We start from the raw sequence: 13,690 nt of genomic DNA on the forward strand, positions 1-13,690 counted from the left end.
TTCGGTGGCTGATGCGGTGGTGGAGCTTGAGATTACCGGCGCGCCGGTGGTGGTGTTCCGGCATGCCGGACATGGCCGCATCAGCGTGGTGTATCGGCGTGCCGATGGACATGTCGGCTGGATCGACCCCGCCGCAGACCAAGGCCATTGACCCGTGTCCGGCTCGGGATTAGCGTCCGCGGCTTCAAAGAGCCCGTCCAATTCCGAGCCGGGATCACTTGTCGCCAGGACCCGAGCAATGCCTCTTGCCGATATTCTCGTGCCGAACGCGGTGTTTCCCATGTTGCGTGCGAGCAGCAAGAAGCAGCTTCTTCAGGAGCTGGCGCAGCATGCCGCCGCGCTGATGGGGCGCGACTCGCGGGAGATCTTCGAAACGCTCCTGCAGCGCGAGCGGCTGGGCTCCACAGGTGTCGGCAACGGCATCGCCATTCCCCATGGCAAGCTGCCGGATATCAACAGGCTGTTCGGCATGTTCGCCCGGCTGGACACGCCCATTGATTATGATGCGCTGGATGGGGAGCCGGTTGATCTGGTGTTTCTGCTGCTTGCGCCGGAAGCCGCGGGTGCGGATCATCTGAAGGCGCTGGCGCGGGTCGCCCGGCTGATGCGGGACCCGGAAATGGTGGAAAAGCTGCGCGCCACCCATGACTCGGCCCTGATGTACCGGCTTCTGACCACGACAGCCGAGGCCAGCGTCGCCTGATACCCTTGCGCGGGGCAAGAATCCTTCAGGGCATGAAAAAGCCGCCGGAAACGGCGGCATCAGGCAGATATGGCAGATATGGGCTGCACGCGGTTGCCGCGTGTGAAGCGCGGAGGCTGCGCATGGCAGCCTCCGGCCTGATCTCACTTCGCGGCGGGCTTGGAAGGCTTCACGCGCTTCTTGCCGTCAACCGTGATGTCCGTACGCTCGGCGATACGGGCGGACTTGCCGCGACGGTCACGCAGATAATACAGCTTGGCGCGACGCACCTTACCGCGACGCACGACCTTGATGGAGTCGATCAGCGGGCCGTAAACCGGGAACACGCGCTCGACACCCTCACCATAGGAGATCTTGCGAACGGTGAAGTTCTCGTTGATGCCGCCGCCGGAGCGGGCAATCACGACGCCCTCATAGGCCTGCACACGGGTGCGCTCACCTTCGCGGACCTTCACATTGACGATGACGGTATCGCCGGGAAGGAAATCGGGAATCGGGCGCAGTTCGGCCAGGCGGGCAGCCTGTTCGGCCTCGAGGGTCTGAATAATGTTCATTGTCGCCAACCTTTTAGGGCTTACCGGTTGATGCAGGCTGTCCGGCCTGCCCGGCATCCCGTCATGTCGTTTTCAGTTCAGGGGACGCGGCTCCATACATGATAAAGCCGACCCTGTCATGTCTTTTCACAGCAGGAACTGTTCCGGCCAGTCGCGGAACAGGGCGACCTGACCCTGTGTGCGCAGGGCCCGGACGCCGGAAAGGTCGATCTCCCCGCCCAGCCAGCAGCGCGTATCCGTGAACATCCGGGGGCTTTGTGCGAAGATCCCGTCGGGCGGCATGCCATAATCGGAAGGCACATAAAGGGCGGCGCGGCCGAAATTCTCATCCACCGCCGGAGACCATGGCGCCTTGCCGGCCGTGGGGGAAACCAGAACCGCGAACTGGTTCTCCAGCGCGCGCGCCTGCGCCCCGATGCGCACCCGGTGTGCGCCGGCCTCTGTATCTGTACAGCTGGGGGCGAGCACCAGATCCACCTCCCGCTCGGCCAGATGGCGCGCCAGCATGGGGAACTCATTGTCGTAGCAGATGAGAATGCCCAGCCGCCCAATGGCGGTTTCAAACACCTCCAGCCCCTCGACGCCCGCGCCGATGAACCACTGTTCGCGCTCGAAGCGCGTCATGATGATCTTGTCCTGATGGCCGATCAGCCCTTCCGGCCCGAACAGGAAGGCGCGGTTGCGGTAGATGCCGTCCTCATCCAGCACGGGGGCGGAACCGGGGCAGAAATGGATCTGGTGCCTGCGGGCCAGATTCTCGCACAGCTCCAGCCATTGCGGAATCAGCGGCTGCAGGGCCGAGATGGAATGATGCAGGTCTCCGCGCTCCTCCCCGGGCAACAGGCCGGTGAGGGCCATGGCGGCATATTCGGGCAACAGCAGGAGGCTTGCGCCGTCCCTGGCTCCCTCGGCCACGCAGTCTTCCAGATGGGCGGCATAGGCCGCCCAGTCCGGGCACAGGGGAAAGACATATTGGCAGGCAGCAAAACGCAGCATCAGCGGATTTCCTTCAGCCAGAACGACATGGGCTTGGCGGTCTCGGTGGTTTCCCCCACATCACGCCATGAAAACTGCGTGCGCAACTCCGGGTGGTGCACATAGCCACGCCTGGCCCAGAAGGCATTGAGGGGTTCATGGTCTGCCGGGCGCAGCTTGTGGTCATCGGGCCGCTCCACGGCGCAGAAGCAACAGGTGCGGAACCGGCCGAGACGGCGTGCATGGGCCTCGCGCTCCTCGAAGAAGCGCACGCCGATTCCCTGCCCGCGATAGTGCGGCAGCAGGACGGATTCGCCGAAATAGAAGATCTCTTGCGGGTTCAGCCCGGCTTTCAGGAAGGGAGCCTTGAAGGCCTCATTCTCCGCGCTCATGGGCAGGCCGGTTGAAACACCCACCACATCCTCTCCATCCAGAGCCAGCACGAACACGCTGTCGGGCGTGCGGGCATAGTCGGTCAGATAGGTCTGCTCATATGCCCTGTCGCCTTCATAGAGATAGGGAAAGGCCCGGAAGACCGTGATGCGCAGGCGCGCCAGGTCATCAATGAAGGGGGCCGCGCCTTCGCCCTGCCGCACCATGATCCGGATATCTGTCACGCTGGTCGTCTCCCGTCTTTCAATATACTCCCCCCCTGTATATATCACAGGGACGGCCGCAATCCATGGCCGCATGAAAAGAGGAGAGGATATGAGCGCCAGGGATGTGATCCGCGCCTATTATGAAGCTTTCAACCGGCAGGATGTCGAAGCGTTTCTCGCGCTGCTGGCCGATGATGTGGCGCATGATGTGAACCAGGGGGAGCGCCGCACTGGCAAGGCGGCCTTCCGTGAGTTTCTGGAGCACATGAACCGCTGCTATCGCGAAAGGCTGACAGATATGGTCATCATGGAAAATGATGACGGCACGCGCGGCGCGGCGGAATTCGTGGTGAATGGCACCTATCTGGCAACCGATGAGGGGCTGCCTGAAGCGAAGGGCCAGACCTATGTGCTGCCTGCCGGGGCCTTCTTCGAGATTCGCGACGGCAAGGTTGCGCGCATCACCAATACCTACAATCTCAATGACTGGATCGCGCAAGTGCGTGCGTGAATGCACATGTGAGAACCGCACGGGCGCGTGCCGGGCCGGCCCCGGCCGCGCCCCTTGCCGGACCTTTCCCGGCAACAGGCCGGATGGCGCAAGGACCAGTCGGCTTCAGCCTTGCCACCCGCGCCTCCTCATCATTGCCATACGGATATATTGCGCCGCACCATGATGCAGGGCCGAGGCCGGTTCTGCACAGGTCTTGTGCTGTCGTCCCCATGCCCGCGAACAATGACATTACATTGCTGGAATCGGGACTCCCGAGGTTGTAATCCATATTGTGGATCATCAACAATCCGTGTGCACCCGCAAAACATCAATCTCCTGCTCAATTCTGGATTTGCAACGGCCGAAAAACAGGCTAAGCATGTTCTAAGCAAATAAATAGATCCGCTATATGGATCAATATACGCCACTTCATCCCGGCGTATTCCAGGGGAAGGATGATCAGGATGCCATCAACCGGGCACCAGAATAACAAGACCATGGCACTTGCTGCCGGGGGGACGGGAGCGGCCCCTGACGTGGCCGACGCCAGCAGTGAAATCGTCCATCACGGTTCGCATGGTGGCGGGCTGGGCTTTTCGAATTCACCCCTCGCCAATGTCGCCGGGCGCATCGAAAACGTTCTGGGTGTGCTGGTCGAGATTCCTGTCGCGTGCATTGTCGCGATCGAGATCGTCATCCTGCTTGCGGGCGTGATTGCCCGTTATGTCTTCCACCAGCCCCTGCTGTGGTCGGATGAACTGGCTTCCATCCTCTTCCTGTGGCTGTCCATGATGGGTGCGGCTGTCGCCTTCCGGCGCGGCGAGCATATGCGCATGAACGCCATCTCCAGCAAGATGAGTCCTGCCGGGCAGGCGTTTCTGGATGTGGTGGCGGTGGTGGTGGGTCTGGCCTTCTGCCTTCTGGTGCTGCCGCATGCGCTCGAATATGCGCATGAGGAAACCTATATCCGCACACCCACGCTGGATATCCAGAATTCCTGGCGCGCCTCGGCCATGGTGGCCGGCCTCTCGCTGATGGCCGCCTTCGCGGTGCTGCGTCTGGTGCGTTATGGCCGCCCGAAGCTGGTGCTCTCCGCGCTGGTGACGGTGGGTGTGATTGTCGGTGTTTTCTGGCTGCTCGGCCCGGCGCTGAAGGGTCTGGGCAATATCAATCTGCTGATCTTCTTCGTCGGCGTGGTGGGCTGCTCGGTTTTCGCCGGCATGCCGATCGCCTTCGCCTTCGGCATGGCCACTGTCGGCTATCTGGCGCTGACCACGACAACCCCGCTGCTCATTGTGGTGGGCCGCATGGAAGAGGGCATGAGTCATCTCATCCTGCTCTCCGTGCCGCTGTTCGTGTTCCTGGGCATGCTCATCGAGATGACCGGCATGGCGCGCGCCATGGTGGCTTTCCTTGCGACCCTGCTGGGCCATGTGCGCGGCGGCCTGCACTATGTGCTGATTGGCGCGATGTATCTGGTGTCCGGCATTTCCGGCTCCAAGGCGGCCGACATGGCGGCTGTGGCCCCGGTGCTGTTCCCGGAGATGAAGGCCCGTGGCGCGAAGGAGGGCGATCTGGTCGCACTGCTCGCGGCAACCGGTGCGCAGACGGAAACCATCCCGCCGTCCATCGTCCTGATCACCATCGGTTCTGTCACCGGCGTGTCGATTGCGGCGCTGTTCACGGGCGGCCTGCTGCCGGCAGTGGTCGTGGGCGCCATGCTCTGCTTCGTGGTGTGGTGGCGTTATCGCAATGAGGATCTCAGCCATGTGCAGAAGGCGAGCTGGGGTGAGGTCGGCAAGACCTTCATCATCGCCCTGCCGGCCATCGCGCTGCCCTTCATCATCCGCGCCGCCGTGATCGAGGGCGTGGCGACGGCCACCGAGGTCTCGACCATCGGCATCGCCTATTCCTTCGTCGTCGGCCTGCTGCTGTATCGCCAGTTCGACTGGGGCCGCCTGAAGGCCATGCTGGTGGACACCGCCTCCCTTTCGGGCGCCATCCTGCTGATCATCGGTACGGCAACCGCCATGGCCTGGGGCCTCACCCAGTCCGGCTTCTCCCGCTCGCTGGCCGATTTCATGATGAGCCTGCCCGGTGGCGCCATGACCTTCATGATCGTCTCTGTCCTGGCCTTCATCATTCTGGGTTCGGTGCTGGAAGGTCTGCCCGCCATCGTGCTGTTCGGCCCGCTGCTGTTCCCGATCGCGCGTGATGTGGGCATTCACGAGGTGCAGTATTCGATGGTGGCGATCCTCGCCATGGGTATCGGCCTGTTCGCGCCGCCCTTCGGCGTGGGCTACTACACTGCCTGCGCCATTGGCCGGGTGGATCCGATGAAGGGTATCCGGCCCATCATTGCGTACATCATTGCCCTGTTCATCGGTACAATCGTTGTCGCAATGATTCCGTGGATCTCGATCGGCTTCCTGTGATCCTTGCCGCACCCCGGTTTTCGGGCCGGGGTGCAGATGTCCTGAACAATCAAAACTACAGCGCCCGAGAGCGCGAACCGGGGAAAGAAAACATGTTGAATCGCCGCCAGATGCTGACGATGACCGCCCTTGGCGCGGGTGTTTTGGCCATGCCGCATATCGCGCGTGCAAAGGGCCCGGAATTCACCTTCAAATATGCCAACAACCTGCCCATCACCCATCCGATGAACCTGGAGGCCAAGGCGGCTGCGCTGCGGATCAAGGAACAGACCGACGGGCGTTTCGAGCTTCAGGTTTTCCCGAACAACCAGCTTGGTTCCGATACCGACATGCTCAGCCAGCTGCGCGCGGGCGGCATCGAGTTCTTCACCCTTTCGGGCCTGATCCTCTCCACTCTGGTGCCGCTGGCCGCCATCAGCAATCTGGGCTTCATCTTCCCGGACTATGCCGCCGTGTGGAAGGCGATGGACGGTGGCCTCGGCGCCTTCATTCGTGAGCAGATCGCCAAGGTCAACCTGCATCCGATGGAGAAGATCTGGGACAATGGCTTCCGCCAGACGACCACCTCCACCGTCGCGATCGAGACCCCGGACAACTTCCGCGGCCTGAAGATCCGTGTTCCGCCGAGCCCGATCCTCAGCTCCATGTTCCGCACCCTTGGCGCCTCCCCGGTGGCGATGAACTTTGCGGAGGTCTATTCCTCGCTCCAGACCAAGGTCATTGATGCGCAGGAAAACCCGCTCGCGGTGATTTCCACGGCCAAGCTGTATGAAGTGCAGAAGTATCTGTCCCTCACCAATCATGCCTGGGATGGATACTGGTTCCTGGCCAATGGCCGCGCATGGCGCCGCCTGCCGGATGACCTGAAGGAAATCGTGGCCAACAACATCAATCAGGCCGGCATGGCCGAGCGTGTTCAGGTGGAAAAGCTGAACATCGATCTGGCCGAGGGCCTGAAGAATGACGGCATGTCCGTCAATTCTGTCGACACCACCCCCTTCCGTGAGGCGCTGCGCGCCGGCGGCTTCTATGAGGAGTGGAAGGGCAAGTATGGCGATGCGGCCTGGGACGTTCTTGAGAACTATACCGGCAAGCTGATCTGATCGATGCGCGGATACGCCATCGTATCCGCCAGTATTCAGGATGCGGGAAAGGTCCGCCAGACTGGTCCCGCATCCGGCCTTTCCCTGTAAAGGATGCGCTCCGGCCAAGGCCGTCGCGCCATAATATAAAGATCAAAGCGCCATACAGAGCGTGATCGGGAGAGAAACATGCTGAACCATCGTCAGATGCTGACGCCTGGTGCAGTCAGTGCGGGGATGCTGGCCTTGCCGCATGCCGCACGCGCCGGGGAGCCTGAATTTACATACAGCTCTGCAGGCAGCCTGCCCCTTTCGCGCGCCATGAACAGTGTCGCCAGGCGCGCGGCAGTGCGGGTTCGCGCGCGGACCGACGGGCGGTTTGGCCCGGGTGCGTTCATGCCTGGCCCGCTGCGTGCGGGAAGGGATGAAGCTCCCGGTCTGCCGGAATGTCTTCTGTCCATTCTGGTTCCGGTTGCCGCGATCAAAAGACCCGGTTTTTCCGGCCCGGCCTGAATGGCGCACCATGGCCGGGGGACATGAACATTGTTCTGGAGAATAAAGTTCGTTCCGGCTGCTGGTGAACAGTATTGATGCATCCGCATCCAGACAAGCGCATGGAAGATGCAGCTTTATCGGGCGTGGATCCGGAATTTCAAGGATAAATCCCTGTATGCGCTGGGCGCTGCACGGGCAATCTGGTCTGATGTGTGAAGATATCTGGAGAATGTGACATGGCAGGTCGTATGAGCGGTAAGCGCGTCCTTGTGACGGGTGCCGGCTCCAGTGGCGAGGGGTGGGGCAACGGCAAGGCCGCTGCTGTCCTCTATGCACGGGAAGGCGCTCAGGTTCTGGCGGCCGATCTGCGTATCGAGGCCGCGGAGGAAACCCGTGACATCATCCGCGCCGAGGGCGGTGCGTGTGAGGTGGTGGCCGGCAATGTCGCCAAGTCGGCAGATTGCGCCGCCATGGTGCAGGCCTGTGTCGATGCGTTTGGCGGCATCGATGTGCTGCACAACAATGTGGGCATTGCCGAAACCGGCGGCCCGGTGGAGGCGAGCGAGGAGAGCTGGAACCGCGTGATCGCGGTGAACCAGACCAGCGTGTTCCTCACCTGCAAGCATGCGCTGCCGCACATGATCGCGCAGCAGCGTGGCGCTATCGTCAATGTGTCCTCCATTGCCGGCCTGCGCTGGATCGGCTTCCCCTATGCGGCCTATTCCGCTTCCAAGGCGGCGGTTCTGGCGCTGACGCAGAACATGGCGCTGCAATATGCGGCACAGGGCATTCGCGCCAATTGCGTGCTGCCCGGGCTGATGCATACGCCGATGATCAAGGCCCCGCTGGTGGACAGCTATGGCGGGGATCTCGACGAGATGATCGCCAAGCGGGACCGCATTTCGCCCACGGGCAAGATGGGGGATGCGTGGGATACCGCCTATGCCGCCCTGTTCCTGGCCTCTGATGAGGCGCGTTACATCAATGGCGTGAACCTGCCGGTTGACGGTGGTCTGGTCGCCCGTTGCGCGTGAGTTTGAACACGGCCCGCAGGGGCTGAGAACAAGAACGGCCTGCCGCAGGAAAGAGCAGGCCATGGTGTGGCGCCCATGCGGCGAAAGCGGAAATGAGCGGCCCACGCCGAACTGGGTCTGATGTGGTCCATAATATGGATTACATCAGACAATATTCGCAAGCTGAGACTGCTTTTTCGTGGCAAAACTCTTTTGATAGGCCTATCCTGCGGATGGTTCTGACTCATAAAGAGTTCCATTAAGTGGACCGTCAATGACTATGAGCGATGACAAACGGGATGGGGCCCAGAGCATCGAGCGGGCATTGATGCTCATGCAACTGGTTGGCCGCGCCGGGCAGGATGGTATCCGCCTTGCAGATCTCATTGCACAATCCGGGCTGGTGAAGCCGACAGCGCGGCGGCTGCTTCTGGCGCTGATCCGCGGCGGTCTGGTGGAGCAGGACGAGGTGTCCCGGCGCTATTTCATCGGGCCTGAGGCCTATCTGCTCGGGGTCTCGGCGAGTGCGCGTTTCGGCATTCATGCCCTGTCCCTGGGCGGGCTGTCGCGCATTGCGCTGGCCAGTGGCGACAGTGCGTTTCTCTCGGTGCGCCGGGACAGCTTCTCGGTCTGTCTCCATTGCGAGGAAGGCGCGTTCCCCATCCGCACGCAGGTGCTGAAGGCGGGTGACCGTCATCCGCTGGGCATTGGCGGCGGCAGTCTTGCCATTCTCTCCGCGCTTTCGGATGAGGAAATCACACAGGTTCTGGAACAGAACGCGCAGATTCTGAAAGACAAATACCCCACCTATTCGCCGGAAATACTCTGGCGCTGTGTCGAGGAAACCCGCGCGAACGGATATGCCTGCAATCCCGGCATTCTGATGCCGGGCTCATGGGGCATTGGCCTTGCGGTGCGTGATGCGCAGGGCCGCCCCATTGGTGCGCTGTCCATCGCCGCCATCGAGAGCCGGCTGCAGGAAGCGCGGCGCACGGAACTTGTTCCCCTTCTGCGCGAGGAGGTCAGCGCGCTGGAGGCGGCATTGAGACAGCCCTCGTCACGGGCTGGGGAAACACATTCCAATATCAAGCGTAGCCCGGCCATGGGCGTTACGCGCAACAGAAAGGTGTCCAAATGACGCGAGCCTGCATTGTGGGTTATGCCCATTCGCCGTTCGGGAAGCTGGAAGACCCGGATACCGAGAGCCTGATGGCGCGCGTTTCCGGCGCGGCGCTTGAACATGCCGGCGTCTCGCCGGAGCAGGTGGATGGCATCTATGTCGGCGTGATGAATTCCGGCTTCCAGAAGCAGGATTTCCAGGGCGGTCTGGTCGCGCTTGCAGATGAGCGCCTGTCCTATACACCGGCCACGCGCCTTGAGAATGCCTGCGCCACCGGTTCGGCCGCCATCTATTCCGCGCTTGATTTCATCGAGTCCGGCCGTGGCCGCGTCGCGCTGGTCGTCGGTGCGGAGAAGATGACCGCAAAGCCCACGGCGGAAGTCGGCGATATTCTTCTCAATGCCTGCTATCGCAAGGAAGAAGACCATATCGAGGGCGGTTTCGCCGGGGTATTCGGGCAGATCGCGCAGAACTACTTCCAGCGTTATGGTGATCGCTCGGAAGAGCTGGCGCGCATCGCCGCCAAGAACCACAGGAATGGCGTTGCCAATCCCTATGCGCAGATGCGCAAGGATCTGGGCTTCGAGTTCTGCAACACCGTTTCCGAGCGCAATCCGCTTGTGGCCGGCCCGCTGCGCCGCACGGACTGCTCGCTGGTTTCCGATGGTGCGGCCGCGCTTGTGCTGGCCTCGGAAGATATTGCCCGCGAGCTGCCGCGTGCCGTTGCCTTCCGGGCGCGCGCCCATGTCAATGACATCATGCCGCTTTCGCGCCGTGACCCGATCGCGTTCGAGGGGGCACGCCGCGCCTGGGCATCTGCCCTGGAGAAGGCCGGCATGACGCTGGACGATCTGAGCCTTGTCGAAACCCATGACTGTTTCACCATGGCCGAGCTGATCGAATATGAGGCGATGGGTCTGGCCCGTCCCGGCGAGGGCTACAAGGTGGTGCGTGAAGGCATCGCCGAGAAGGGCGGCCGCCTGCCGGTCAATCCCTCCGGCGGCCTGAAGGCCAAGGGGCATCCGGTTGGCGCCACCGGCGTGTCCATGCATGTGCTGTGCGCCATGCAGCTTCTGGGCGAGGCCGGCGACATGCAGATCCCGGACGCATCCGTGACCGGCATCTTCAATATGGGCGGCGCTGCCGTCGCCAACTATGTGTCTATCCTGGAGCGACTGAAGTGAGCACTGTTGCACCCAAGGGCGGCGTTGCGCCCTATAGCAAGCGGGTCATGAACCTTGCGCACTTTCTGCGGCAGTCGGCGCGTCGGTTCCCGCAGGAGGTGGGTTTCGTTCATGGCGATCTGGTTCTGGACTGGAGCCGGCTCGATGCGCGTGTCGATGCCATGTGCGTGGCGCTGGCCAAGCGTGGCGTGACCAAGGGCGACCGGGTTCTGGTCCAGTCCAAGAACTGCGTGCAGATGTTCGAATCCATGTTCGCCTGCTTCCGTCTGGGCGCGGTATGGGTGCCCACCAATTTCCGGCAGACGCCGGATGAGGTGGCGTATCTGGCCGAGGCCAGCGGCGCGACGGCGATGATCTGCCATGCCGATTTTCCCGATCACGTCACCGCGGCGCGCCGCGATGCGCCGGGCATCAGCACGGTGGTGGCCATTGGGGATGCCGCTTTCGGCGAATCCTATGACGCGCTGGTGGAGGAGAATCTCGGCACGCGCTTCACCCCGGCGGATGTGGAGCATGATGACCCCTGCTGGTTCTTCTTCACCTCCGGCACCACCGGCCGCCCGAAGGCCGCGGTGCTGACGCATGGCCAGATGGGCTTTGTCGTCACCAACCATCTGTGTGACCTCATGCCCGGCACCACGCAGGCGGATGCCTCGCTGGTGGTGGCGCCGCTCTCCCATGGGGCCGGCATCCACCAGCTGGTGAACACGGCGCGTTCCGTGAAGACCATCCTCCTGCCGACCGACAGCTTCGACATTGCCGAGGCCTGGCGCATCGTGCAGGACTGGAAGGTGACGAACATCTTCACCGTGCCCACCATCACCAAGATGCTGGTGGAGCATCCTTCCGTGGATCAGTTCGATCATTCCACGCTGCGCTATGTCATCTATGCCGGCGCGCCGATGTATCGTGAAGACCAGAAGCGCGCGCTGAAAAAGCTCGGCAAGGTTCTGGTGCAGTATTTCGGCCTTGGCGAGGTGACCGGCAACATCACCGTGCTGCCGCCGGCCCTGCATGAGGTGGAAGACGGCCCGCATGTGAAGATCGGCACCTGCGGCTTTGAACGCACCGCCATGCAGGTGCAGATCCAGGACGAGCAGGGCGTGGAGCTGAACCCGTTTGAAACGGGCGAGATCTGCGTCTGTGGTCCGGCTGTTCTGGCCGGTTACTACAACAATCCGGAAGCCAATGAGAAGGCTTTCCGCAAGGGCTGGTTCCGCACCGGCGATCTTGGACACATGGATGAGCAGGGCTTCGTGTATATCACCGGCCGTGCCTCGGACATGTATATCTCGGGCGGGTCGAATGTGTATCCGCGCGAGATCGAGGAAAAGCTCCTCACCCATGCCGCGATCGAGGAAGTGGCCATTGTCGGCGTGCCGGACCCCAAATGGGGCGAGGTGGGCATTGCGGTGTGCGTGGCCCGCGCCGGCACGGCGGTGTCCGAGGCGGATGTGCTGGCTTTCCTTGAGCCCAAGGTCTCCCGCTACAAGCTGCCCAAGCGGGTGATCTTCTGGGAGAGCCTGCCCAAGTCCGCCTATGGCAAGATCACAAAAAAGATGGTGCGTGAAGCACTTGAGGAACGCGGCGAGATTTCCTCGCAGGGTGTGGCGGCTCAGTAGAGCCGCCCTTGCTCAAGGATGGATGGAGAACAGATCTTGTCTCGTGAAGGTACGATCATCGTAACTGGCGGTGCATCCGGTATCGGGCTCGCGCTGGTTGAAAATCTGCTCAATGAAGGCTGGCGGGTGATTGCCGCCGATATTGGCGAGCAGGCCATTGCGGCTGCGCGCGGCCATCTTGCCGCATTTGCCGACAGGGTGCATTTCACCCGCCTCGACGTTTCGGATGAGGCTGCGGTGATGTCCGCCGTTGAATCCTGGGCGGAGGAGTTTGCACCGCTGCGCGGGCTGGTGAATTCCGCCGGTATTGGTGCCGTGACGCCGGCGCTGGAAACAACTGTGGAGCAGTTCCGCCGTATTCTCGATATCAATCTGGTGGGCAGCTTCGTCATTTCGCGTGAAGTGACGCGGGCCATGAAGCAGACTGGCGGTGGCTCCATCGTCAATATTGCCTCTGTCTCCGGTCTTGTTGGCAGCCTTGGGCGCACCGCCTATGGCTCTTCAAAGGGCGGCGTCATCCAGATGACCCGTATTCTTGCGGTTGAGCTGGCGGAATATGGCATTCGCGTCAATGCGGTTGCGCCCGGCCCCATCGAGACGCCGATGGCCAAGGCGATGCATTCGGCCAAGGTGCGCAAGCAGTGGGAAGATCGTGTGCCGCTGCGCCGCTATGCGGCCCCGGAGGAAGTCACCGGCACGATTGCCTTCCTTCTGGATGACACAAAGTCCAGTTATGTGACTGGACAGACCATCGCCGTGGATGGCGGTTTCAGTATTGGTGGCCTGTTGCAGCCTGAATAGTTTTTTCGAAACCTGTCTGCCCGGACGGATGAAAGGCCCTGCATCTCGTGTGCGGGGCCTTTCTCTTGTCCGGGTCATGTAAAGTCCGTGGGATCAACCGATATGGAGCGCTTCAGGGCGCGCAGGGCGAAAGTGGAGCGGGACTGGCGGATGCCCTCGATACGGTACAGATGCTCGCGCAGGAAGCGTTCATAATGCTCGGTTCCGGCAACAGCGACCTTGACCAGATAGTCATACTCCCCGGTGACGAGATGGGCCTCCACCACCTCGGGTATGCGCGCGAGCAGATCGCCGAACCGGTCCAGCATCTTGTCGTCATGGCGCTCAAGGGAAATCTCGATGAAAACGATGTCTGTCAGGCCAATCGCCTTGTGGTCCAGAACGGCGACATAACCCTCGATCACGCCAAGCTGTTCCAGCCGTTTTACCCGGGTCCAGCAGGGGGACTGGGACAGGCCCACCTTCTGCGCCAGCTCCGCCATGGTGAGGCGTGCATCGGCGCGCAGGGCGGAGAGAATCTTGCGATCCATCGCATCAATGGGGCGGCCCGCCGGAGGGGTGGGCTGGGGGGCAGATCGCCTGTTCTGCTGTTTCATCTTTTTCCCCGGTTTCGT

At 62.0% G+C, this 13,690-nt stretch carries 14 protein-coding genes; 10 read left to right on the top strand and 4 right to left on the bottom strand.

Translation table 11 applies throughout. The annotated features are described in order from the left end of the window. Positions 1-151: sigma 54 modulation/S30EA ribosomal C-terminal domain-containing protein (locus ACT6QG_RS14535; protein WP_444978584.1), on the top strand; the 151-nt coding region annotated here is incomplete at its 5' end. A gap of 87 nt (positions 152-238) precedes the next feature. Then, a complete protein-coding gene (gene ptsN / locus ACT6QG_RS14540) occupies positions 239-703 on the top strand; it encodes a PTS IIA-like nitrogen regulatory protein PtsN (protein ID WP_444978308.1) in 465 nt (154 codons plus the stop codon). 143 nt (positions 704-846) lie between these two features. On the opposite strand, the gene rplS is transcribed toward ptsN, so the two are convergent. From rplS to ACT6QG_RS14555, 3 genes are all read right to left on the bottom strand, one after another. Next, positions 847-1,257: a 50S ribosomal protein L19 gene (gene rplS, locus ACT6QG_RS14545; protein ID WP_444978309.1), complete on the bottom strand. Its 411-nt coding sequence runs from the start codon at positions 1,255-1,257 to the stop codon at positions 847-849. Positions 1,258-1,383: 126 nt separating this feature from the next. Continuing rightward, positions 1,384-2,253 (bottom strand): carbon-nitrogen hydrolase family protein, encoded by an 870-nt coding sequence (locus ACT6QG_RS14550; RefSeq protein WP_444978310.1) that lies wholly within the window; start codon positions 2,251-2,253, stop codon positions 1,384-1,386. After that, a complete protein-coding gene (locus tag ACT6QG_RS14555; RefSeq protein ID WP_444978585.1) occupies positions 2,253-2,831 on the bottom strand; it encodes a GNAT family N-acetyltransferase in 579 nt (192 codons plus the stop codon). The genes ACT6QG_RS14550 and ACT6QG_RS14555 overlap by 1 nt, the downstream gene beginning before the upstream one ends. A gap of 109 nt (positions 2,832-2,940) precedes the next feature. On the opposite strand from ACT6QG_RS14555, the gene ACT6QG_RS14560 reads away from it, so the two are divergent. The 8 genes from ACT6QG_RS14560 (at position 2,941) to ACT6QG_RS14595 (ending at position 13,076) form a co-directional block, all read left to right on the top strand. Next, complete coding sequence (locus ACT6QG_RS14560; RefSeq protein WP_444978311.1) at positions 2,941-3,342, top strand: ketosteroid isomerase-related protein; 402 nt, start codon at positions 2,941-2,943, stop codon at positions 3,340-3,342. A 479-nt stretch (positions 3,343-3,821) separates the two neighbouring features. Further along, positions 3,822-5,759 carry a TRAP transporter large permease gene (locus tag ACT6QG_RS14565; protein WP_444978312.1) on the top strand — a complete coding sequence of 646 codons (1,938 nt, stop codon included), beginning with the start codon at positions 3,822-3,824 and terminating at the stop codon, positions 5,757-5,759. 92 nt (positions 5,760-5,851) lie between these two features. Then, positions 5,852-6,862 carry a TRAP transporter substrate-binding protein gene (locus ACT6QG_RS14570; RefSeq protein WP_444978313.1) on the top strand — a complete coding sequence of 337 codons (1,011 nt, stop codon included), beginning with the start codon at positions 5,852-5,854 and terminating at the stop codon, positions 6,860-6,862. Between the two features lie 710 nt (positions 6,863-7,572). Beyond that, positions 7,573-8,370, top strand: a complete 798-nt coding sequence (locus ACT6QG_RS14575; RefSeq protein ID WP_444978314.1) for an SDR family NAD(P)-dependent oxidoreductase — start codon at positions 7,573-7,575, stop codon at positions 8,368-8,370. Positions 8,371-8,623: 253 nt separating this feature from the next. Further along, on the top strand, positions 8,624-9,487 hold the full coding sequence (locus ACT6QG_RS14580) for an IclR family transcriptional regulator (protein WP_444978315.1): 864 nt from the start codon (positions 8,624-8,626) through the stop codon (positions 9,485-9,487). Further along, entirely contained in the window at positions 9,484-10,653 is a 1,170-nt protein-coding gene (locus tag ACT6QG_RS14585) for an acetyl-CoA acetyltransferase (protein ID WP_444978316.1), read from the top strand. The genes ACT6QG_RS14580 and ACT6QG_RS14585 overlap by 4 nt, the downstream gene beginning before the upstream one ends. Further along, on the top strand, positions 10,650-12,275 hold the full coding sequence (locus tag ACT6QG_RS14590; protein ID WP_444978317.1) for an acyl-CoA synthetase: 1,626 nt from the start codon (positions 10,650-10,652) through the stop codon (positions 12,273-12,275). The genes ACT6QG_RS14585 and ACT6QG_RS14590 overlap by 4 nt, the downstream gene beginning before the upstream one ends. 36 nt (positions 12,276-12,311) lie before the next feature. Further along, a complete protein-coding gene (locus tag ACT6QG_RS14595; RefSeq protein ID WP_444978318.1) occupies positions 12,312-13,076 on the top strand; it encodes an SDR family NAD(P)-dependent oxidoreductase in 765 nt (254 codons plus the stop codon). 74 nt (positions 13,077-13,150) lie between these two features. On the opposite strand, the gene ACT6QG_RS14600 is transcribed toward ACT6QG_RS14595, so the two are convergent. After that, on the bottom strand, positions 13,151-13,672 hold the full coding sequence (locus ACT6QG_RS14600; protein WP_444978319.1) for an Lrp/AsnC family transcriptional regulator: 522 nt from the start codon (positions 13,670-13,672) through the stop codon (positions 13,151-13,153). Between the last annotated feature and the right edge of the window lie 18 nt (positions 13,673-13,690).

It is taken from the genome of Haloleucobacter ellipsoideus, from assembly GCF_052491725.1.

Excerpts from the sequence above, each read along its gene's own strand:
- ptsN (WP_444978308.1), top strand. The coding sequence starts at position 239 with ATGCCTCTTGCCGATATTCTCGTGCCGAACGCGGTGTTTCCCATGTTG.
- rplS (WP_444978309.1), bottom strand. The coding sequence starts at position 1,257 with ATGAACATTATTCAGACCCTCGAGGCCGAACAGGCTGCCCGCCTGGCC.
- ACT6QG_RS14550 (WP_444978310.1), bottom strand. The coding sequence starts at position 2,253 with ATGCTGCGTTTTGCTGCCTGCCAATATGTCTTTCCCCTGTGCCCGGAC.
- ACT6QG_RS14555 (WP_444978585.1), bottom strand. The coding sequence starts at position 2,831 with ATGGTGCGGCAGGGCGAAGGCGCGGCCCCCTTCATTGATGACCTGGCG.
- ACT6QG_RS14560 (WP_444978311.1), top strand. The coding sequence starts at position 2,941 with ATGAGCGCCAGGGATGTGATCCGCGCCTATTATGAAGCTTTCAACCGG.
- ACT6QG_RS14565 (WP_444978312.1), top strand. The coding sequence starts at position 3,822 with ATGGCACTTGCTGCCGGGGGGACGGGAGCGGCCCCTGACGTGGCCGAC.
- ACT6QG_RS14570 (WP_444978313.1), top strand. The coding sequence starts at position 5,852 with ATGTTGAATCGCCGCCAGATGCTGACGATGACCGCCCTTGGCGCGGGT.
- ACT6QG_RS14575 (WP_444978314.1), top strand. The coding sequence starts at position 7,573 with ATGGCAGGTCGTATGAGCGGTAAGCGCGTCCTTGTGACGGGTGCCGGC.
- ACT6QG_RS14580 (WP_444978315.1), top strand. The coding sequence starts at position 8,624 with ATGACTATGAGCGATGACAAACGGGATGGGGCCCAGAGCATCGAGCGG.
- ACT6QG_RS14585 (WP_444978316.1), top strand. The coding sequence starts at position 9,484 with ATGACGCGAGCCTGCATTGTGGGTTATGCCCATTCGCCGTTCGGGAAG.
- ACT6QG_RS14600 (WP_444978319.1), bottom strand. The coding sequence starts at position 13,672 with ATGAAACAGCAGAACAGGCGATCTGCCCCCCAGCCCACCCCTCCGGCG.